The following is an 18,344-nucleotide window of genomic DNA, read 5'->3' as shown; positions in this document are numbered from 1 at the left end:
ACAGGCTTCGCCCCCGAACCCCCAGAGAGGCACGACTCTCGTAGCTGTCACAGGCTTCGCCCCCGAACCCCCAGAGAGGCACGACTCTCGTAGCTGTCACAGGCTTCGCCCCCGAACCCCCAGAGAGGCACGACTCTCGTAGCTCTCAGAGGCTTCGTCCCTGAATCTCCTGAGAGGCACGACGTCCGGCCTGCGGGCGAGATCGCCATGCAGGCCGGACTTTTCGCGTGTTCGGCCTGTTACTGCGTCCGCTGGTAGGTGCGGAAGGCCGACAGCGCCCAGAGGAAGGCGAGCGCTGCCAGGGCGGTCAGGTAGCCGAGGTGGGCGGCCACGAAGCCCGCGTCGGCAGTGCCCGCCAGGCCGGTGCGGCCGATGTCGACTGCCCAGGTGACCGGGTTGAACTTGGAGATGCCCTGAACCCAGCCCGGCATGAGGGAGGTGGCCATCATGCCCGAGGACAGGAAGGTCAGGGGCAGGATGATGAGCTGGGACATGCCGATCAGGGCGATCTGGCTGCGGGAGATCAGGGCCAGGGCCACCGAGCCCGCGCAGAAGACGGCCGCCAGCAGGGTGGCCGCGATCAGCGCCAGCGCGATGCCGGTCACGCCGCCGGGATAGCGTGCGCCGCCGGCGAATCCGATGAGCAGGACCAGCGCGGACTGGACCAGGCCGATGGTGAGCTGCACGCCGAGCTGACCCGCCACCACCGCGCTGCGCGAAATCGGTGCGGTCAGCAGCTGATTCATCACGCCGTTGTCGATGTCCTCGATGTATCCGGTACCCGCCCAGACGCCCGAGTAGAGCACGGTCATCATGAGCACGCCGGGCGCCAGGAAGGTGATGTAGTTCGCCGCCCCGAATCCCGGGATGTCGCCGACGGATTTGAAAACCTGCCCGAACAGCAGGATCCACACGATGGGCTGCAGCAGCGCCGCGAACACACCCCAGGATTCCCGCAGGGTGTTCACCATCCAGCGCCGGAAGATCTGCCCGGCCGCCACCGGCCAAGCGGCCGTGGGGTTTTCGTGAGTGACAGGCAGGTCGTAGGTGAGCGTGGTCATGCCGCCACCTCCGCCCGGTCGCGGTTGTTGTCGGCCCGGTAGGAGCGGCCCGCGTAGTGCAGGTACACATCGTCGAGGGAGGGCCGGGAGATGGAGACCGCACCGAAACCGATGGCGGCGGCGTCGAATTCGGAGATGACCCGGCCGACGATGCCGGAGGGGTCGTCGGTGCGGGCGATGAGCCTGCCGTTGGGCCCGTCCTGCTCGACGACGATATCCCGCAGTGCCGGAATGGATTCCCCGACCGCGCGCACGGCGGCCACATCCGGTGCGATGAGTTCGACGGTGAGGGTGTCCCCGTCGAGGGTCGACTTCAGTTGCGCCGGTGTGCCTTCGATGACCGCGCGCCCGTGATCGATGATGACCAGGCGATCGGCCAGCTCGTCGGCCTCCTCCAGATAGTGGGTGGTGAGCACCACGGTGAGGGCCGCCTCGGTGGACAATCGCCGGATCTCCGACCACATCTCGGCCCGGGCCTGCGGGTCCAGACCGGTGGTCGGCTCGTCCAGGAACAGCACCGACGGCGTGTGCACCAGTCCGACGGCGACGTCCAGTTTGCGCCGCATGCCGCCGGAGAGCTTGGACACCTTGCGGTTTCGCGCCTCGGTGAGCTGGAACTGATCGAGCAGCCCGTCGGCCCGGGTCATCGCGTCGTGGCGGGTCAGGCCGTGCAGACGCGCGGCCATGACCAGATTCTCGAAGGGCGTCTGCCGCGGGTCGGCGCCCGAGCCCTGTGAGACGTAGCCGATGCGATGCCGGATGGCGGCCGCGTCGGTGGTGACATCGAATCCGGCCACCCGCGCGGTCCCGGAATCGGCGCGCGACAGCGTGGTGCAGATCTTGGTGGTGGTGGACTTGCCCGCCCCGTTGGGGCCGAGCATGCCGTAGACGGTGCCGGCGGCAATGCTGAAGCTCAGGCCGTCGAGGGCCCGCACATCGGGCTTGCGGCGGCCGCCGGGATAGGTTTTGACCAGGTCGTGCACCTCGACCGCGGCCGAGGGCATGGGTGTGACGGACATGGTTGTTCGTTCCTCGTCAGGTGTGGCGAACGACCACGGGACCGGTGGATATGCTGGGAATGCGGTTCGAGCATCCGGCGGTTCGCCGTCGGTCGTTCGGATTCGGCGACGGCTCGGGTGTTGGCGCACCCGGGCCGTCGTTGTTACCGGGCCGATTGCCCGGCTCACGTCGGCGGTGTCGGCAACCCCCATTCCTCGAGCAGCTTGTCGCCGATGTCCGGGGGCACCCGGCCGGCGGGGTATCGGGCGACCAGGTCGGCCATGGTGCGCCAGCCCTCGATGCCGCCCAGGTCATCGGATTCGATGCGGGCGGCCAGGGCAGCGGTGAAGTCGCGGTCGGCGGTGAGCATGTGCATCTCGTAGTTGCCCTCGATGAGCAGCACCTCGGGCAGCCAGGAGACAACGGCGTCGGTGGCGGCGCGGATCTCGGCAATCTGCTTGTCCAGCACCGTGACTCGCCGCCGCAGCAGGGCGGCGGCCTCGTCGGGTCCGAGCGCGGGCAGGAACGACAGCGCGGCCATGAACCGCGGGTATTCCTTCTCGGGTTCGGATATCCAGGCGCGCAACCAGTCCCGCATCTCGACGACACCGTCGGGGGTGATGCGGTACACGGTCCGCGCGGGCCGGTTGCCGTCCTGCTCAGCGCCGACGACCTCGATGAAACCCTGGTTCAGCAGTGATTCGACCACCGGGTACAGCGCGCCGTAATTGATCCGCACGCTGCCGTCCTTGCCGCGCTGCTTGAGGGTCTGCGAGATCTGATACGGGTGCATCGGCCGCTCCCAGAGCTGCACGAGTACGGCCAGCGCCAGCGGATTGACCCGGCGGAACGCCCGCTTCCCAGCCATACTCACCCCCAGTTACTCTGATCAGAGTATTTACTTACTCTAGCCAGAGTACTCCCCTGCAAACGGCCCGGCAAGGGGCGGAATGCGGGGCGAGCAGGAGATGGTGGACATGCGGCGCTATATTGGTCGCACGTCCAATAGTTGACGCGTTCATCTATTTCTCATTCAATTTCGCCACACTGGTTACTCGCCGGTAATCCCCGGCGCGATGCATAACCCGTGACAGAATTTCTTCGAAGTACCACCACCAGCCGCCGAACGGTCCTCGCCGGAGCGGGAGCCCTCGCGGTCGGCGCGGCCCTCGGATCCCCACGTGCCTCCGCCGCCCCACAGCCCGCGCCCGCGGATTCCGGTATCGACCACATCATCGTGGTGATGATGGAGAACCGCTCTTTCGACCACTACCTGGGCTGGCTGCCCGGAGCGAACGGCAGGCAGGCCGGGTTGACTTTCACCGACCGTAATGGGTTGGCACACAACACCTTCCACCTGGCGACCACGCAGGGCTGCCAGTACAACGATCCCGACCACTCCTTCGAGGGCGGCCGCGTCGAGTACAACGACGGAAAGTGCGACGGCTGGCTGCGCGCCGGAACCAACGACGAATTCTCGATCGGCTATTACGAGCAGGGCGATCTCGGTTTCTACGGAAATGCCGCGCCGGCGTGGACGGTGTGCGACAACTACTTCTCGGCGATCATGGCCGAAACCTATCCGAATCGCTTCTATCAGCATGCCGCGCAAACGGACCGCATTCACAATTCGACGACCATCTCGACGCTGCCGACCATCTGGGATCGCCTGGCGGCGGCCGGTATTCAAGGCCGCTACTACTTCTACGACACACCGTTCCTGGCGCTGTGGGGCAGCAAGTACCTGTCCATCTCCCGCCCGTTCGCGACCTTCCTGTCCGATTGCGCGGCCGGGACGCTGCCCGCGGTCTCCTTCGTCGATCCCAAGTTCCTCGACGAGGACACCGGCACCTCGGCCGACGATCATCCGCACGCCGATATCCGTGCCGGACAGTCGTTCCTGAACCAGGTCTATCAGGCCGTCACCAACGGCCCGGCCTGGTCGCGCACCCTGCTGATCATCAACTACGACGAGTGGGGCGGCTTCTTCGACCACGTGCCGCCGCAGGTCGCGCCGGATGCCAACCCGGACTGGGGGCTGCGCGGGTTCCGGGTGCCGTGCCTGGTGGTCTCCCCACTGGCGCGGCGCGGGCACGTGGCCCACGACGTCTACGACCACACCTCGGTGCTCAAGGCGATCGAATGGCGATGGGGGCTGCCGTCCCTCACCCCGCGCGACGCCGCCGCCCGCAATATCGCCGAGGTGCTCGACTTCGGCAGCGCCCCGAATCTCGCTGCGCCGCAATGGAATGTGCCGCCCGCACCGCCGGGGGTGTGCGCCCCGGCCGTGGTGGCCGACTTCGAGCAGTGGAATACCCTGCGCGCCGTGGCCGCATCGACGGGATGGAGTCTGTGATGCGCCGGCTCGGCCAACTCATCGTGGTGCTGGTGTTCACGATCGCCGCGCTGGCTGTCGGCTACGGCCCGCATGCGACCGCGGATCCCGGCGCGCCGCACATCTTCGTGATCCAGCTGGAGAACAAGGGGTACGACGAGACCTGGGGACCGGCGTCGGCCGCACCGTATCTGAGCCAGACCCTACGGTCGGAGGGGGTGCTGCTGAGCCAGTACTACGGCATCGGGCACAACAGTCTGGACAACTACATCGCCCAGCTGTCCGGTCAGGGACCGAATGCCGAGACGCAGGCCGACTGCCAGATCTACAGCGACTTCGCGGGCGCCGGAACGGTTCCGCCCGGCCAGGCGGTCGGTCAGGGCTGCGTGTACCCCGCGTCGGTGCCGACGCTCGCCGGGCAGCTGACCGGGGCGGGCCGCAGCTGGAAGGGCTACCTGGAGGATATGGGCGCGCCCTGCCGCCATCCGGCCCTGAACAGCCAGGACACCACCCAGAAGGCGACCGTCGCGAGCCAGTACGCGGCCCGGCACAACCCGTTCGTGTACTTCCACGAGATCATCGACTCGCCCGCCTGCCAGCAGCAGGTGGTCGATCTCGGTGCGCTGAAGAGCGATCTGGCGCAGCCGGATACGACGCCGAACTTCGCCTACATCACCCCGGACCTGTGCGACGACGGGCACGACTCCCCCTGCGTCACGGGCGCTCCGGGTGGACTGGCGTCGGCGGATCTCTGGCTGCGGGAGTGGGTTCCGGTGATCACCTCGGCCCCGGCCTTCCAGCAGAACGGGATCCTGATCATCACCTTCGACGAATCCGATGGGCCGCAACAGGATTCCTCGGCGTGCTGTGGCGAGGGTCCCGGCCCGAACAGTGCCCTGCCGGGTATCGCCGGCCTGGGCGGCGGCCGGGTGGGCGCCCTGGTCATCTCGCCCAAGTCGGTGACGCCGGGCACCTTCAGTGACACGCCGTACAACCACTATTCGCTGCTGGCGAGCATCGAGGATCGATTCGGCCTGCCGTATCTGGGCTATGCCGCCGCACCGGGTCTGCCGCGCTTCGGAACCGACGTGTTCAACCGGAGGAACTGACGCGGCCGCCGGCCGGGGTGCTGCCGAGCAGGGGCGGGCAGCACCCCGGCCGTTGCGCTACTGCTGGGCGGTGTGACCGGGCAGGACGCAGACGGCGTCGAGGCCGAGCACGTGGTTGAGGCGGCCGAAGGCCAGCCAGGAGCCGAGGCACATGGACAGTTCGACGATCTCGGCGTCGGAGTAGAGCGTCTTCATCCGCTCGAAGAACTCGTCGTCGAGGTTGTGGTGGTCGAGGGCGTAGCGCTCGGCGTACTCGGCGGCCATCCGGGTTCGGTCGTCGAAGGATTCGGTGGTGCGCCACTCGGTCACGTCGTCCGCGAAGGACTCCTCGACCTTCTCGCCATTGCGATCGGTACGCCAGTCCAGGCAGAACAGGCAGCCGTTGATCTGGGCGATGCGCAACCGCGCGGCCTCGAATTCGCGCAGTCCCAGGGTGCTGTGCGAGTAGACGGCGAGTGAGAAGTTGGAGGCCGCGACGCCGATGCCGGGCACCATTTCACCCCACACGTAGCCGATGGGGTCCTTGCCCTCGGGAATGTCGATGATCATGCCGATGGGTTCCTTCCGAGAGTGCCGAACGGCAGCGGGACGTCGAGGGCGTCGTAGAGGCCGGGCTCGGCGTCGGCCAGCCACGGGATGGCGTTCACCAATCTGCCCACGGCGGTGGCGTTTCCGCCCGCGGAGTGATTGCCGTCCTCGTCGGTGGCCTGCACGGTGATCTCGATGCGCGGGCGGCCCTCGATGAGCACGCGGTGCGCGCCCGCACCGCTGGGCGGGTGCGGCCAGTCGGGGGCACAGCTGGCGTGGATGCGGGTGATGTGCTCGATGACGATGCGCGGGCTGCCGTCGACGATGCCCTGCACCTCGAAGCGCACCGCGCCCTGGGTGCCCGCCTCGAATTTGCCCATGCGCTCGGTTTCGACGGTCTCGTCCAGCGCTCGCCGCTCCACCACCTCGCGAATGTCGGTGAGCGCCACGCCCAGTCCGCGCGCGATCATCCGAATCTGCCCGCCCCACACCATGGTCGGGATGGTGGGCGCGAGCATGGGCGGCTGATAATCCAGGGGCTGGCCCATGCCGACCAGGTAGCGCACCGAGTCGGGCTGGTCGTAGGTGGAGTAGTCGAAGATCTCCTGGCAGCGCAGCACATCCACGCTGCTGCCGAGGCCGCTCATGAGCAGCGGCAGGACATCGTTGCCCCAGCCGGGGTCGATGCCGGAGACGAACAGGGCGCCACCGCCCACCGCGATGGCCGCCGATACCCGGTCCTGCAGTTCGATCGGGGCACTGCGGTGGTCGTAGAGCGCGTAGAGCGCGGGCGTGACCACCACGGCCCCGGTGCGCAGGGCGCGTTCGATGTCGGCGAGGGCGTCGTCGGGGCGGATGTCGCCGGACGCGGCGTAGACGATGGCGCGGGGTCCGGCTGCGAGCGCGGCGTCGACATCGGCGGTCGCCGCGATCCCCACCGCGGTGTCCAGCCCGGCCAGGTCACCGGCGTCGCGGCCGACCTTGGCCGGGTTGTGGACCAGGACGCCGGTCAGCTCCAGACCCGGATGCGCCGCGACGGCCCGGATGGCGGCACGGCCGACATTGCCCGTACCCCAGACCAGGGTGGAAATCATCTCCGAAACGTAGCAAATGCTTGCTAGGTAGATGTCCGATTCGGCTACATTGCGGTATGGATTTTGCAGCTCTCGAATCGATTCGCGCACTCAAGTATCGCTACCTGCGCACGCTGGATCTGAAGCAGTGGGACGAGTTCGGGGACACGCTCTGCGCGGACATCGTCGGGTCCTACGGATCGCCGTCGGGCGGACTGCCGGACCAGTTCACCAGCCGCGACCAGATCGTGGACTTCATGCGCGGCGCGCTCAGCGGGAACATCATCACCGTGCACGTCGCCAACCACCCGGAAATCACGGTCGACGGCGATACCGCTTCCGGCAGTTGGTGTCTGGAGGACACCGTGATCGCCGCCGACTACGGCCTGCTGATCCGCGGCGCGGCCTACTACCACGACACCTACCGCCGCGAGGACGGCGTCTGGCGCATCGCGAGCACCGGCTACCAGCGCATCTACGAATCCAAGATGTCCACCGACGCGCTGCCCGGCTACGCCCTCACCGCCAACCGCTGGGCCCCGGCCGCCGAGCCCCAGCAGGGCTGACCCAGTCAGCGCCGGGCCAGGGCGCGGCATCGTCTGCCGGAGGCGATCAGTGTCCGGCAGACAGGCTGGAGGAGCCGCTCGGCAGGGCGATCTTCGGCAGCCGGAGATTCGCGTCCGGAACGCCGGTGCCGTTCGGGTCGAGCAGGCCGCCCTGCTCGGCGTAGGCGCTCTCACCCGGCGCGGCCTGCAGGGTGCTGAGGTACTTCCACAGGCCGCCCGCGAGCGTGCCGCCACCGGCCAGCAGGGTCCCGGCCAGGCCGCCCGCACCGGCGAAGGCCGCGAGTGCGGCGGGCGCGGTGGCCAGGCAGACAGGGCCGACCACCAGGCAGGAACCGAAGCCGATCACCGCCCCGACCAGCAGCCCGATAACAGTGCCGCCGACAGTTCCGGCCAGCGTGGCCGTCGGCATCTTCCCGGCCAGCTCGCCGAGCGCGAGTTGGTTCTCCAACGGGGAGGCCACCGGCTGCGCCGCGGCCCGGACCGCCGGATCGGGGGTGAGTGTCAGCCGGTGTCCGTCCGCCGAGATCTGTTGGCCGAGGGCGTATTCGCGACCGTCGAGCTCGAATGTCAGTGGCAGATCGGCCAACTGCCGGCCGGTGCCGTCCTGGACCGTCACCGACCGCTGATCCGACGACAGTACGAAGCCGCCGACCTCGATGGTCGAGATCACGGATTCGGGGGTGACGCTCGCCCGCCACTGCGGATCCGGGCCGGTTCCCGCGGCCGCCGGAACCGCCGCCACGCTCACGGTGACCACCGCGAGCGATGCGACGGCGGTGGCGAATGCTGTTGTGCTGATTCGCATCTGGTTCTTCACCCTCAGTGATTCGCGCCGGTCGCGTACTGGCCGTACTGGCTGGTGCCCGGTGCCGCGTTGAGAGTGGTGACGTAGTTGTAGGCGGCGACGGCGGCACTGGGCCCGCTCGCGAGCACCAACCCGGTCAGTCCCCCGGCCGCACCGGCCAATGTGACGATGGGCAGCACCGCCACGACGCAGCCGAGGCTGAGCACCAGGCACGACGCACCCGCGACCGCGAGCCCGATTCCGACGCCGGCCACTGCCCCGACGGCGGTGCCGATCAGACTGCCGACCGAGGTGCTGATGCTGACCGCGTTGATGAGATCGTTCATCGCCAACTGGTTCTCCACCGGCGAGGCCACCGGCCGCACCGATGCCCGGACCAGCCCGGTGACATCCGGAACCAGGGTCAGGGTGTGCGCGTCGGCCGAGATCTCCGGCCGGATCGGCAGCTGTCGGCCGTCGACCTCTGCGGCCAACGGCAGGGTGTCGAGCGCCTGTCCGAGCCCATCGCGCACAGTCACCGACCGTTGGTCGGCAGCGAGCCCGAAAGTGCCGTCCTGCAGCGTCACGACCACCGAATCTCCCACTGCGGCAGCGCGATAGGAGATGGCCGGAGCGGTCGGGTCCGGCGCTGCCGCTGCGGTCGCGGCGCAGACGGCGACGCTCGCGACAGCGGAAAACGCTGTCAGCGCCAGGGTGTGAAATTTCATGGCGAGTTCCTCATCGCAAGGCAAGTTGTCACATGTGCTCGGCTTCCGGGCGCCCACCGGGTTCGGTGAGCCGGAAGTCCGTCGGATCAGAAGGGGCGGGGCGGCAGCGGCTCGATGAGCGGAGCGAGCAGTTCCCCCGAACGCTCGACGGTGAGGACCTCCGCGGGATCCAGCAGGATGATCTCGCGCTGGGACTCGTCGATCTCCCACACGTCCTCGCCGACCAGCCGACCCTGGTCGTCGTAGGGCCAGATCATGTGCTCGACGTTCTTGACGAGATAGGTCGCGTCCGGGTCGACGTCGGCTCCGCCCGCAGCGAGGATCGCACCGGGTGTCTGCTGGTAGATCGCCGCGGTCGAGCAGATCATGTTGTCGCCGACCGCAAGCTTCTCGTCCTCGGCATAGAAGATGCACTGGCCGGTGCCGCTCCACTCGCTGTAAACGGACTGCACCGCCTCGGCGCCCTCGAGGACGGTGCTCATTCCGAATACGTTGAAGTGGTAAACGGGATGCTCGACAGTCATATCCGGGGCGAAGATCTCCTTCCATCGTCCGGCCATCTCCAGATTGCGATGCCGGTCGTAGGCCTGCAGCAGGTATCGGTGCCGCGGGTTGTCCGTGGTCTCGATCAAGCGCCGCACGGCGATGTTGGTCATGGTGATGTCGAATCGGTTCACGATGGTTCCTTCTCTTTCTGTCAACGCGGGCGGATCGTCAGTGTGTGGCCGTGATTCCGGGTGGGTTCCAGGTGCCGCCGACGATCGTCGGATCGGGCCAGTACAAGCGCAGTACCAGGTTGAAGTCACCCGACGCCGGAGCCGGCAGCCAGTTGGATTCCCTTGCCGCGCCGGGATTTTCGCGCTGGATGTAGATGTCCAGCGAGCCGTCGGGGTTCTTGTGCAGCTGCTCGCCACGTACCGCATATCGATTGATGGGGTTGGCGATGAAGAAACCCTTGTCGTTGTACATGGTCAGCGACCAGAACGCGTGCACCGGCGGAATCTGATCGGGGGCGAAATGCAGAACGTAGTTCCGGTCGGAATTCAGCTGCGCGGCAGTCGCATCGGTGCGGGTGTTCGGGTAGATCGCATCCTCGGGCAGGTTCGCGCCGAGCCCGCCATGCGCGATATTGGAGCGCCGCTCGTAATCGGTCCCGTAGGTGCCCATCCCCGTGCGTGCGACGTTCCAGCCGTTGACCGGTTTACCAACGAGATCGATCTCGATCTTCGACAGCGCCTTGGGCCACGCGTCCTGCCACGCTCCGCGGTCGGGCTCCGGCAGTTGGCTCAGGTCCAGCTTCTTGTCCGGCGTCCACCCGGCTTCGGCCAACCGGTCGAGCAGGCCCTTGTCCTCCGGTCGCGGCTGATTGTGCGACAGGCTCGAGTAGTACAGGTCCCAGTACTGCTGCGGGGTGAGGTGATGAATGTAGGCGGCGACCTCCTGACCGGTGGGCCAGTCCGGGTGCAGGTCGGTGTTGTCCGGTGGCGTGTAGGCAGTGCCGTAGGCACTCAGAGGCACGGCCGTCAGCTGCCGTTGGATCGCGGCGACCGCGGGAACGTCGTCGGGTCCGTTGACCTGAATCCGGCCGATCACCCAGCCGCCGTCGGTCGGCATCTTGTACTCGTGCACCCCTGCCGGGAGGGTGCCGTGCCAGCTCGGGCCGGTGATCGCGAACTGATATCCATGGCCCGCGCCGAGAGTGCGGGTGCCCGGCGACGCCTGCACATTGGTCCACATGTCCAGGATCGGAAACAGGTGGTAGCGATCACCCATATCCGGAACGCTGACCACCAGCGGCTCCTTCGACACGTCGTAGAACATCGACGAGTACAGGGTGTCGACATTCGGGCGCACCACGGCGGTGAATGACGCATCGGGCAGAAACGCCATATTGGCGAACTGGTTCATCGGTGCCGCGGTGCGCCCGTTCGGGCGTGGCAGGTTTGTCAGCTGCCGCCGCGTGACCTCCATCGTCACCAGCGGATAGGTGTAGACGTAGGCGTTGACCGCCGCGTCCTCCTTCGCGGCTTGGCTCGGCGACGGCGATGAACTCTTCGAACACGCCGTCAGCGCGACCGCGATCATCAGTGCTGCGGCAAGTGCCGCCGCGACCTTGCCTCGACGGGATCTGGAACTCAAGGATCCTCCTGGGATAGACATGAACAAGAGCGGACGGCCCTTGTACGGATCGCACAACTGCATCCGCCGCTCGACGCATCCGTAATTCACCGGGAATATGAGCGTGAGCTGGCCTTTTTCCGCTTCGCTGAAGAAACTACCAACCATGATGTGACGGCAACCACTGTCAAATGGTCAATGTAGATTCGAATAATTGACCATTTGGATAGTTCTTGGCACCATCTGGCCATGCATACAGTCCCGGGCGGCGACGAGATCCAGGCGACGGTCCAAGCCGTCGCCGGCGAAATGCTCCCCCGGTGCCCCGCACTCGCCGAAGACGCCGCACAACTCATTGCGGACCGTGTCGGTGAAATTCGCCGGGCGGGCGTCGAGGACATCGTGCTCTCGACATGCCGGGCGAACACCCTGGTCGCGTTCGACTATCTGGCCCGGGGCGTGCCGGTGGAGATGTTCATGCCCTCGGGGGAGGTCATCGAACGCACTCGCATGCTGGTGCAGCGTGGGCTGCCGTTGACCGCGGTGATCCGCGGCTACCGCATCGGTGCGAACCTGTTGACCGAACAGTGGTCGGACGCGGTCTATGCCTACGGGCCCAATGATCGCCGATCCGTGGAGGTCGCCAAAGCGGGCACCTCGTACATCCTGTCGTGCCTCGATCTGATGACCGAACGGATATCCGAGGAGTACCGCAACGAAGACGAGCGGCTCGCGCGTGAACGCTCACTCTCCCATCTCGAAGATGTGCGCCGCGTGCTCTCCGGCTCGGACACCGACGTGGACAATGCGACATACCGACTGGGATACCGGCTCTCGGGACGGCACACGGCAATCGTGTTGCGCGCCTTGACCAACGATGCGGACGCGGGTGCGTCGCTCGACGTGGCAGTCCGGGAACTGGGCCGGGCGACCCGGACACCAGGGCTGACCGTCCGTGTCGACATCCGCACCATGTGGTGCTGGCTGCCGAGCCCTGCGGATGATCACCTGCGCATCCCGTCGCCCTCGGTGCCGGTCCTGGTCGCCATCGGCAATCCGGCCAACGGTCTCAACGGGTTCCGCCACAGCCACAGAGAAGCCCTCGACGCACTGCGCGTGTCGGAGATGACCACCCCTTCCACCGCCACGGTCACGTACTACCGCGACGTCGACATCGCAGCCATGTGCTCGATCGTCCCGGAGCGATGCCACGAGTTCGTCAGCTCCGAACTCGGCACATTGGCGAGCAACGACCGCACGACGCGGCGCATCCGCGAAACCCTGATGGCGTTCTACGCCGCAAACAGCAACTTCCGTGCGACTGCCGCGAATCTCGGCATCCACCACAACACTGTCCGATACCGCCTCGAACAAGCGGAACTCGCCATCGGCAGACCGGTTGGCGAGCGCCGTTTGGCCCTCGAGCTCGCACTCCACCTCGCACATGCCATCGGGATCGTCGACGACGAAATCCCCCGAACCGGCATCCGATGACGTAATAGACGGGCGCCGTCGCTTACTTTGCGTTCCTGGCTAGGCTGGTGAATCCTGACGACGATTATCGGTGATCGGCAATGACGAGACGGCGTCGCCGCGGCAATATCAGCGCGGGGACGACCGCGACGGCACCGATAGCGAGTGTCCACCAGTATGTTTGGGTGAATGCGTGGGTCAATTCCCGGGTGACTTCATCGGTTCGGACCGTTCTGGTGAACGCGTCGACATCGGGGGCCCGATGTTCGATGTTACGTTGAATCAGCACCAGCAGCGCCGCGACACCGAACGAACTGCCCGCGCGAATGCCGACATTGGTAGCGGTTGTGGCCGAGGGGATTTGGGAGTGTCGTAAGGTCTGGTAGCCGGCACCCATCGCGGCGGGCATGATCATGCCGTGCCCGAGGCCGATCACGAACACTGCTGCCACGACCAGGATGTCGCTGGTGCCGGGCGCGAGGTGGGTCAGGCCGAAGATGCCGGATAGGACCACGGGCAGTCCGGCGAGGATCAGCAGACGCGGGGAGTGTTTGTCGGTGAGCTTGCCGGTGATCAGCGTGGTCACGATCGCACCCAGTCCGAGGGGTGCGACCATCGCTCCCGAGCGCAGTGGGCTGTTGTCGTCGACGGTCTGGAAATACAGCGGCAGTAACGCGGTCAGGCCGGACAGGGCGCCGATGTAGACGAATACCATCGCGTTGACCGCGGCGAAGTTCCGATCCCGCAGTAACCGGACGTCGACCAGCCCCGCGTCGCCTCTGCGGAGCGCATGCAGGACATAGCAGCCGATCAGAACGACTCCGGTCAGCACACCGGCCACGACACGGATATCGGTCAGGCTCGTTCCGCTGCCCGCCTGCGAGGTGCCGTACACCAGCGCGCCCAAACCGGGTGACAGCAGCGTCAATCCGAGGAGGTCGAGCCTGGCGTCGCGGTCGCGGACCTGGTCGGTCGGCAGCAGCCGGATCGCGGCGATGACCGCGATCGCACACAGGGGAACGTTGATGTAGAACATCCACCGCCACGACAGATGGCCGAGGATCAGACCGCCGACCGTCGGGCCGAGCACCGGGGCGAGCATCGCGGGCACCGCGACCGCGCTCATGACGCGCCCCATCCGGGCGGGTCCGGCGGCACGGGCGAGCATCGTCTGCCCGATCGGCAGGATCATGCCGGCGCCGAAGCCTTGCAGCAGCCGGAACATGATGAGCGCGGTGATGTTCCAGGCCATTCCGCACAGCACCGATCCGGTGATGAACAGCAGCAGCGAGACGATCCACATCGTCTTCGGGCCGAACCGGACGATCACCCATCCCGACAGCGGGATGCTGCCCGACAGCGCCAGGGTGTATCCGGTCAGCACCCATTGGATCGCCGCGAGCGACGTATGGAACTGAGCGCCAAGGGTGTTCACGGCCACGCTGGTGATCGTGGTGTCGAGGATCGTCATGATCGCTCCCAGGACCACCACGATCACGAGCTTGCGCAGGGCCGGGTCGAACTCGGTTGATGTTGTTGGAGCCTGTGTCATTTGCCTTGTTCCCCACCATCGCCCGGTTACTGCCAGCCTTGCCGTGCACGGGCGTAGCGGGGTTTCAGCACGTAGTGGTGGAGGGCGCGAATCGGGGAGGGCAGGAAATCGAGCATCTTGGCCTGTGCGTCGGCGGGCGCGTCGTCGAGTGCCCACGGCAGGTACTCGGTCAAGGCGCGAAGTCCGTTGCGTTTGCGCATCTCCGCGCCGAACGCGGCCCATCCGGCCCCGCCGACGGTGCGGTCGATGAGCGGCAGCGCCAGCTGTTCCTCGTGGGTGAAGTGCGTATCGAGCGCCGCGGCCAGCGCGTCCACGTCGGACCGCAACCGCAGGCCGCCGCTGGCGGTGGCTATTCCGGATTCCACTCTGGCCAGCAATTCCTCGATGCCCTCGTGTTCGGCCTCCATATCGTCGAGGATTGCCAGGTCTGCCGGATCCGTGACCGCGGCGCGCACCAGCGGCCACAGGGCGGCATCCTCGGTGCTGTGATGCCGGTCGAGCTGGCGTCGGAACGTCTCCCATCCGATCCGCACGAAGGGCTCGGTGAGGCGGCCCTCGGCAACGGCGGCCGTGAGGCGTATCAGGTCGCGCATGCAGGCGTCGTGTGCCAGATACATTCCGAAGAAGTCGATTGTCGTGGTCGGTCTGTGGTTGTTCATGGTCATGTCCAGCCGTTCTCGTTGAAAGTTCCTGGGCGTACTGCATATTCAGATCAGGGGCAAGCACTCACGGCATGACCGAGCCGCCTGCGATGTCGAGCGTGACGCCGGTGATCCACGCTGACGCGGCGGAGGCGAGGAACAGCGCCGCGGAGGCGACGTCGTCGGGGGTACCCAGCCGTCCCAGCGGGAAGCCCCGCAGCAGGTGCTGCCGTTGTTCGTCGGACATGAAGCGCCGCATCCGCTCGTGCTCGATCGTGGCGGGCGACACGCAGTTGACGCGAACCCCTTGGGGTGCAAGCTCTTTGGCCAGATGACGACTCATCGACACCACTCCCGCTTTGGCTGCCGCGTAGGCGGCCGAAGCCGGGGTGGCCTGTCGGGCCGACGATGACGCCATGGTGACGACGGCGCCACGGCGAGCGATCAGGTCCGGCAGGAACGCCGAGATGGTCAGGAAGGTAGCCGTGAGATCGGAATCCACCACGTGACGCCAGTGTTCGGCGGTCTCGTCGATCGACGGCACCGGTTGGCCATAGCCGCCGGCGAAGGCGATCACGATGTCGACTTCACCGAATTGGTCCAGGACCAGGGCGCGTACCCGGTCCAGGTCGGATTTCGAGGTGCAATCGGCGACGGCCGTCAAGGCCCGGCCGCCTGCGGCAGTGATCGCGGTCGCGACGCCGTCCAGCGCGGCGTGGTCGCGGCCCACCACGGTCACCGCAACACCGTTGCGGGCCAATGCGATGGCGGTGGCCGCGCCGATTCCGCGGGAGCCGCCGGTCACGACGGCGGTCTTGCCCGCCAGATCTGGGTGGTCGGCCATCACTGCAAGGTCCGGAGTAGTCACGCCACTGTCCTTTTCGTCATCGCCGGTGTCTGGCGAGATTTAGTTAGACTGTCCGTATGAATAAATCAGGCGCGCAAGGTACTGTCAAGGCCATGAGCCCACGCCAATACAACCTGGGGAAGCGCACCGCGCAGATCGAGCAGAGTCGCCGGCAGGTTCTCGACGCCGCCAGGGCTGTACTGGGTGAGGCCGACAGCTACACCGGATTCACGCTGGATGCGGTAGCCAAGCGTGCGGACGTGGCCCGTGCCACGGTCTACTACCAGTTCGGGTCGAAAACCGGCCTGCTGGAAGCGGTCTGCGACGATCTCGGCGTGGCCGGCGGCCTGTCCGAACTGGTCAAGGCATTCACCAACCCCGAACCACTCGCGGCGCTCGCCGAATTCATCGCCTGCTTCGCGCGCTTCTGGCAGGCCGACCGCCCCGCCATGCGGCGGCTGCGCGCGCTGGCCGCACTCGACGCCGACGTCCACACGGTTATCAGCGCCCGCGACGAGCGGCGCCGCGAAGGCTTGGCGGTATTGGCGGCTCCCTTCGCCGACGCCGACGGGAACCCATCGGAGGGAGACACCGATCAGCAGGTGCGTATCCTGCTGGCCCTCACCAGCTTCGAGACGTTCGACACCATGGTCGGACCCGACGGCGACCTGTTCGACGCCATCCCGGTCATCACCGGGATGGCGGCCACCGTGCTGGGAGCAAGCACATAGGAATGTTCGGCCCGTTCGGGCTGAAGATCAGCCGCCCGAGATCGACAGGGACGGTCGAACGTCCCGCACTGCCTGTGTTCTCCGGCGATCATGGCGTCTCGAGGCCGTAACGCGCCCTGCCCGTTCATCTTCCGAGGTGCCGCGCCGGCCGGTTCGGTCAGCGCGGTATGCGGCGTTACAGGATATTCGTCAGCAAAGAGCATGGGTCACAGATGTGGAAGCATTTCGGGCTGTGCGAGTCGCTTGAGGGTTTCCGCGAGGCTGCTATCGGTGCGGCCGAAAACGGCGTCGAAGTAGGCCAGCAAGGACGAGCGTTGGAGGTCGATCGAGCGGCTTGGATCGATCGAGCCGATCGCGGCGTTCTTCGCGTCTTCGGGGAGAAGGCCCGCCGCGGCCACTCCTGCCACGATCACCTGTTCGTCGGTGAAGGACATGTGGCGGGTGCCTGCGATGCGGAGGGGCAGCTTCAGTCCGGTGTTGGTTGCCCAAGACGGTTCCCAGCCCGAGTGCCCGAACCACGGCGAGGTGTCGCTGGCGAGCATCAGCAGCGGCCGATCGAGACCGTCGGTGGCAACGGAGCCGAGTACGGGGCCGTCCAGATTGACGCCGGCGGCGACGCGCGCGTCGTCGTGCATGGTTTGAGCGGTGGTCGACCCTCCGAGAGAATGGCCGAACATACCGACCTTCGTCAGGTCCAGCTCATCGGCGAGGTGTTGCGGTAGCGCAGCAGCCGCATCGGTGGAATGTCCGGCCGCGGCGGCGAGCTGATCGAGAACGAAACGCATATCGGCGACTCGGATCGGAAGCAACTGGTCGGACAGGATGCTCAGCGGCGAATCCACCGGCACCGCACTGTGTTCGGTGTGCCCATCGGGGAATTGAACCGCGAATGCCTCGTGAGTGTGGTTGACGGCGACCACGACGTAGCCGTGGCTCGCAAGATCCTCGGCTTGAAAGGTGTTCAGCCCGGCGGTGTCGTCCAATCCTGGCGAGTTCAGCAGGATCGGAAACCGCCCGCCGACTCGGGCCTGCTCGTCGCTGCGGCCATGACTCGGCACGAGCGCCCAACTGTCCGAAGCGACACCGGCCTGGGTCAGGCCGAAGCGCTGCTCTTCTCGGGCGCCCGGCGCCATCCACGGTGCCAGGGGCGAGGTATCGGCGTCGCCGGCTGGATACCAGATCTGCACCATCAGTTCGCGTCGGTGGCCGGGATCCCATGGATCGGCGCGATTGGCATCGACGAGATGCCATTCGGTGACGCCGACCGGATCGGGCCCGGTCGGAGCGGGCAATGTGATCGTAATAGCCGGATCCGTGGGTGCGCCAGGGCTCGCTTCCGCGACGCCAGCGGCAGCTGTGGCCGCCATCGATGCTGCGGCGATGGCCAGGATGCGCCGTCGTAAACCCTTGTGTTCCAAGATAATTCCCCCGAGTCGATATGAGCATCGGTTGGCCACCATACAAGATCAGAAACACGGACGGGTCACTGATCGTCGAGTCCAGATCAAGACCCGCCGTAACCAGGACCTTTGATAACCCTCGGCTCGAGGTGGTCGGCCCAACTGGCTTGGGCCGCGGATTGGGCACGGCCGGTTGAACTTCCGAGGCCCGCACTGACCGCTTTGGTCAGCGCGGTCAGCGGCATTACAGGCGCGTTCCTGGTGTGGGTGGTATGTCGCCGCAAGCTCAGGCGGGGCGAACATCGAGAACGAGCACGACTGATGTCGCGATCGAGAACGCGAGGAAGACCACGGCTCCCAGCATGTTCCGGTCGCCGCTGCGGATGTGGGCGACGATCG

Annotated in this window: 18 protein-coding genes; 5 read left to right on the top strand and 13 right to left on the bottom strand. The window is 66.6% G+C overall.

Annotation, left to right across the window (positions count from 1 at the left end):
* Positions 1-239 precede the first annotated feature (239 nt).
* The 3 genes from ACFXIV_RS47275 to ACFXIV_RS47265 form a co-directional block, all read right to left on the bottom strand.
* Positions 240-1,061 (bottom strand): ABC transporter permease, encoded by an 822-nt coding sequence (locus ACFXIV_RS47275; RefSeq protein WP_379404989.1) that lies wholly within the window; start codon positions 1,059-1,061, stop codon positions 240-242.
* Positions 1,058-2,080 carry an ABC transporter ATP-binding protein gene (locus tag ACFXIV_RS47270; protein ID WP_379404988.1) on the bottom strand — a complete coding sequence of 341 codons (1,023 nt, stop codon included), beginning with the start codon at positions 2,078-2,080 and terminating at the stop codon, positions 1,058-1,060. The genes ACFXIV_RS47275 and ACFXIV_RS47270 overlap by 4 nt, the downstream gene beginning before the upstream one ends.
* 164 nt (positions 2,081-2,244) lie before the next feature.
* Positions 2,245-2,928: a PadR family transcriptional regulator gene (locus ACFXIV_RS47265; RefSeq protein WP_379384158.1), complete on the bottom strand. Its 684-nt coding sequence runs from the start codon at positions 2,926-2,928 to the stop codon at positions 2,245-2,247.
* 219 nt (positions 2,929-3,147) lie between these two features.
* Here ACFXIV_RS47265 and ACFXIV_RS47260 point away from each other — a divergent pair, with 219 nt between their 5' ends.
* Together ACFXIV_RS47260 and ACFXIV_RS47255 are read left to right on the top strand one after the other, a co-directional pair.
* A complete protein-coding gene (locus ACFXIV_RS47260; RefSeq protein WP_379404986.1) occupies positions 3,148-4,416 on the top strand; it encodes an alkaline phosphatase family protein in 1,269 nt (422 codons plus the stop codon).
* A complete protein-coding gene (locus ACFXIV_RS47255) occupies positions 4,416-5,504 on the top strand; it encodes an alkaline phosphatase family protein (RefSeq protein ID WP_379404984.1) in 1,089 nt (362 codons plus the stop codon). Before ACFXIV_RS47260 ends, ACFXIV_RS47255 begins: the two co-directional genes overlap by 1 nt.
* A 57-nt stretch (positions 5,505-5,561) precedes the next feature.
* Here the strand turns inward: ACFXIV_RS47255 and ACFXIV_RS47250 are convergent, their stop codons facing one another.
* Both ACFXIV_RS47250 and ACFXIV_RS47245 read right to left on the bottom strand, forming a co-directional pair.
* The gene (locus ACFXIV_RS47250; RefSeq protein WP_364625892.1) at positions 5,562-6,053 is read right to left on the bottom strand and encodes a carboxymuconolactone decarboxylase family protein; all 492 of its coding nucleotides are present in this window, start codon (positions 6,051-6,053) and stop codon (positions 5,562-5,564) included.
* Positions 6,050-7,126 carry a dihydrodipicolinate reductase gene (locus ACFXIV_RS47245; protein ID WP_379404983.1) on the bottom strand — a complete coding sequence of 359 codons (1,077 nt, stop codon included), beginning with the start codon at positions 7,124-7,126 and terminating at the stop codon, positions 6,050-6,052. Before ACFXIV_RS47245 ends, ACFXIV_RS47250 begins: the two co-directional genes overlap by 4 nt.
* Before the next feature lie 56 nt (positions 7,127-7,182).
* Between ACFXIV_RS47245 and ACFXIV_RS47240 the strand changes: the two genes are divergently transcribed.
* Positions 7,183-7,671, top strand: coding sequence for a nuclear transport factor 2 family protein (locus tag ACFXIV_RS47240; protein ID WP_379404981.1), 489 nt, complete (start codon positions 7,183-7,185; stop codon positions 7,669-7,671).
* 46 nt (positions 7,672-7,717) lie between these two features.
* Here ACFXIV_RS47240 and ACFXIV_RS47235 read toward each other — a convergent pair whose 3' ends face one another.
* From ACFXIV_RS47235 to ACFXIV_RS47220, 4 genes are all read right to left on the bottom strand, one after another.
* The gene (locus ACFXIV_RS47235; RefSeq protein ID WP_379404979.1) at positions 7,718-8,476 is read right to left on the bottom strand and encodes a hypothetical protein; all 759 of its coding nucleotides are present in this window, start codon (positions 8,474-8,476) and stop codon (positions 7,718-7,720) included.
* 14 nt (positions 8,477-8,490) lie between these two features.
* Positions 8,491-9,183 (bottom strand): hypothetical protein, encoded by a 693-nt coding sequence (locus ACFXIV_RS47230; protein WP_379404977.1) that lies wholly within the window; start codon positions 9,181-9,183, stop codon positions 8,491-8,493.
* Between the two features lie 86 nt (positions 9,184-9,269).
* Entirely contained in the window at positions 9,270-9,860 is a 591-nt protein-coding gene (locus ACFXIV_RS47225; RefSeq protein WP_379404975.1) for a hypothetical protein, read from the bottom strand.
* Positions 9,861-9,897: 37 nt separating this feature from the next.
* Entirely contained in the window at positions 9,898-11,322 is a 1,425-nt protein-coding gene (locus ACFXIV_RS47220; RefSeq protein ID WP_379404973.1) for a DUF1254 domain-containing protein, read from the bottom strand.
* 228 nt (positions 11,323-11,550) lie between these two features.
* Here ACFXIV_RS47220 and ACFXIV_RS47215 point away from each other — a divergent pair, with 228 nt between their 5' ends.
* Positions 11,551-12,795: a PucR family transcriptional regulator gene (locus tag ACFXIV_RS47215; RefSeq protein WP_379404971.1), complete on the top strand. Its 1,245-nt coding sequence runs from the start codon at positions 11,551-11,553 to the stop codon at positions 12,793-12,795.
* A 64-nt stretch (positions 12,796-12,859) separates the two neighbouring features.
* Here ACFXIV_RS47215 and ACFXIV_RS47210 read toward each other — a convergent pair whose 3' ends face one another.
* The 3 genes from ACFXIV_RS47210 to ACFXIV_RS47200 form a co-directional block, all read right to left on the bottom strand.
* A complete protein-coding gene (locus ACFXIV_RS47210) occupies positions 12,860-14,326 on the bottom strand; it encodes an MDR family MFS transporter (RefSeq protein WP_379404969.1) in 1,467 nt (488 codons plus the stop codon).
* Positions 14,327-14,352: 26 nt separating this feature from the next.
* Complete coding sequence (locus ACFXIV_RS47205) at positions 14,353-14,985, bottom strand: hemerythrin domain-containing protein (RefSeq protein WP_379404967.1); 633 nt, start codon at positions 14,983-14,985, stop codon at positions 14,353-14,355.
* A gap of 67 nt (positions 14,986-15,052) precedes the next feature.
* Positions 15,053-15,835: an SDR family NAD(P)-dependent oxidoreductase gene (locus ACFXIV_RS47200; RefSeq protein WP_379404965.1), complete on the bottom strand. Its 783-nt coding sequence runs from the start codon at positions 15,833-15,835 to the stop codon at positions 15,053-15,055.
* A 92-nt stretch (positions 15,836-15,927) separates the two neighbouring features.
* Between ACFXIV_RS47200 and ACFXIV_RS47195 the strand changes: the two genes are divergently transcribed.
* On the top strand, positions 15,928-16,545 hold the full coding sequence (locus ACFXIV_RS47195; protein ID WP_379404963.1) for a TetR/AcrR family transcriptional regulator: 618 nt from the start codon (positions 15,928-15,930) through the stop codon (positions 16,543-16,545).
* A gap of 206 nt (positions 16,546-16,751) precedes the next feature.
* On the opposite strand, the gene ACFXIV_RS47190 is transcribed toward ACFXIV_RS47195, so the two are convergent.
* Positions 16,752-17,963 carry an alpha/beta hydrolase family protein gene (locus ACFXIV_RS47190; RefSeq protein WP_379404961.1) on the bottom strand — a complete coding sequence of 404 codons (1,212 nt, stop codon included), beginning with the start codon at positions 17,961-17,963 and terminating at the stop codon, positions 16,752-16,754.
* Positions 17,964-18,344: the final 381 nt, after the last annotated feature.

The sequence above is a fragment of the Nocardia sp. NPDC059236 genome, from assembly GCF_042754085.1.
GTDB lineage: Bacteria > Actinomycetota > Actinomycetes > Mycobacteriales > Mycobacteriaceae > Nocardia.
This window is presented reverse-complemented; position numbering and strand designations above follow the sequence as displayed.

What these genes read in the sequence shown, in the direction of transcription:
- ACFXIV_RS47275 (WP_379404989.1), bottom strand. Translation starts at nt 1,061, where the DNA reads ATGACCACGCTCACCTACGACCTGCCTGTCACTCACGAAAACCCCACG.
- ACFXIV_RS47270 (WP_379404988.1), bottom strand. Translation starts at nt 2,080, where the DNA reads ATGTCCGTCACACCCATGCCCTCGGCCGCGGTCGAGGTGCACGACCTG.
- ACFXIV_RS47265 (WP_379384158.1), bottom strand. Translation starts at nt 2,928, where the DNA reads ATGGCTGGGAAGCGGGCGTTCCGCCGGGTCAATCCGCTGGCGCTGGCC.
- ACFXIV_RS47255 (WP_379404984.1), top strand. Translation starts at nt 4,416, where the DNA reads ATGCGCCGGCTCGGCCAACTCATCGTGGTGCTGGTGTTCACGATCGCC.
- ACFXIV_RS47250 (WP_364625892.1), bottom strand. Translation starts at nt 6,053, where the DNA reads ATGATCATCGACATTCCCGAGGGCAAGGACCCCATCGGCTACGTGTGG.
- ACFXIV_RS47245 (WP_379404983.1), bottom strand. Translation starts at nt 7,126, where the DNA reads ATGATTTCCACCCTGGTCTGGGGTACGGGCAATGTCGGCCGTGCCGCC.
- ACFXIV_RS47240 (WP_379404981.1), top strand. Translation starts at nt 7,183, where the DNA reads ATGGATTTTGCAGCTCTCGAATCGATTCGCGCACTCAAGTATCGCTAC.
- ACFXIV_RS47235 (WP_379404979.1), bottom strand. Translation starts at nt 8,476, where the DNA reads ATGCGAATCAGCACAACAGCATTCGCCACCGCCGTCGCATCGCTCGCG.
- ACFXIV_RS47230 (WP_379404977.1), bottom strand. Translation starts at nt 9,183, where the DNA reads ATGAAATTTCACACCCTGGCGCTGACAGCGTTTTCCGCTGTCGCGAGC.
- ACFXIV_RS47215 (WP_379404971.1), top strand. Translation starts at nt 11,551, where the DNA reads ATGCATACAGTCCCGGGCGGCGACGAGATCCAGGCGACGGTCCAAGCC.
- ACFXIV_RS47210 (WP_379404969.1), bottom strand. Translation starts at nt 14,326, where the DNA reads ATGACACAGGCTCCAACAACATCAACCGAGTTCGACCCGGCCCTGCGC.
- ACFXIV_RS47205 (WP_379404967.1), bottom strand. Translation starts at nt 14,985, where the DNA reads ATGAACAACCACAGACCGACCACGACAATCGACTTCTTCGGAATGTAT.
- ACFXIV_RS47195 (WP_379404963.1), top strand. Translation starts at nt 15,928, where the DNA reads ATGAGCCCACGCCAATACAACCTGGGGAAGCGCACCGCGCAGATCGAG.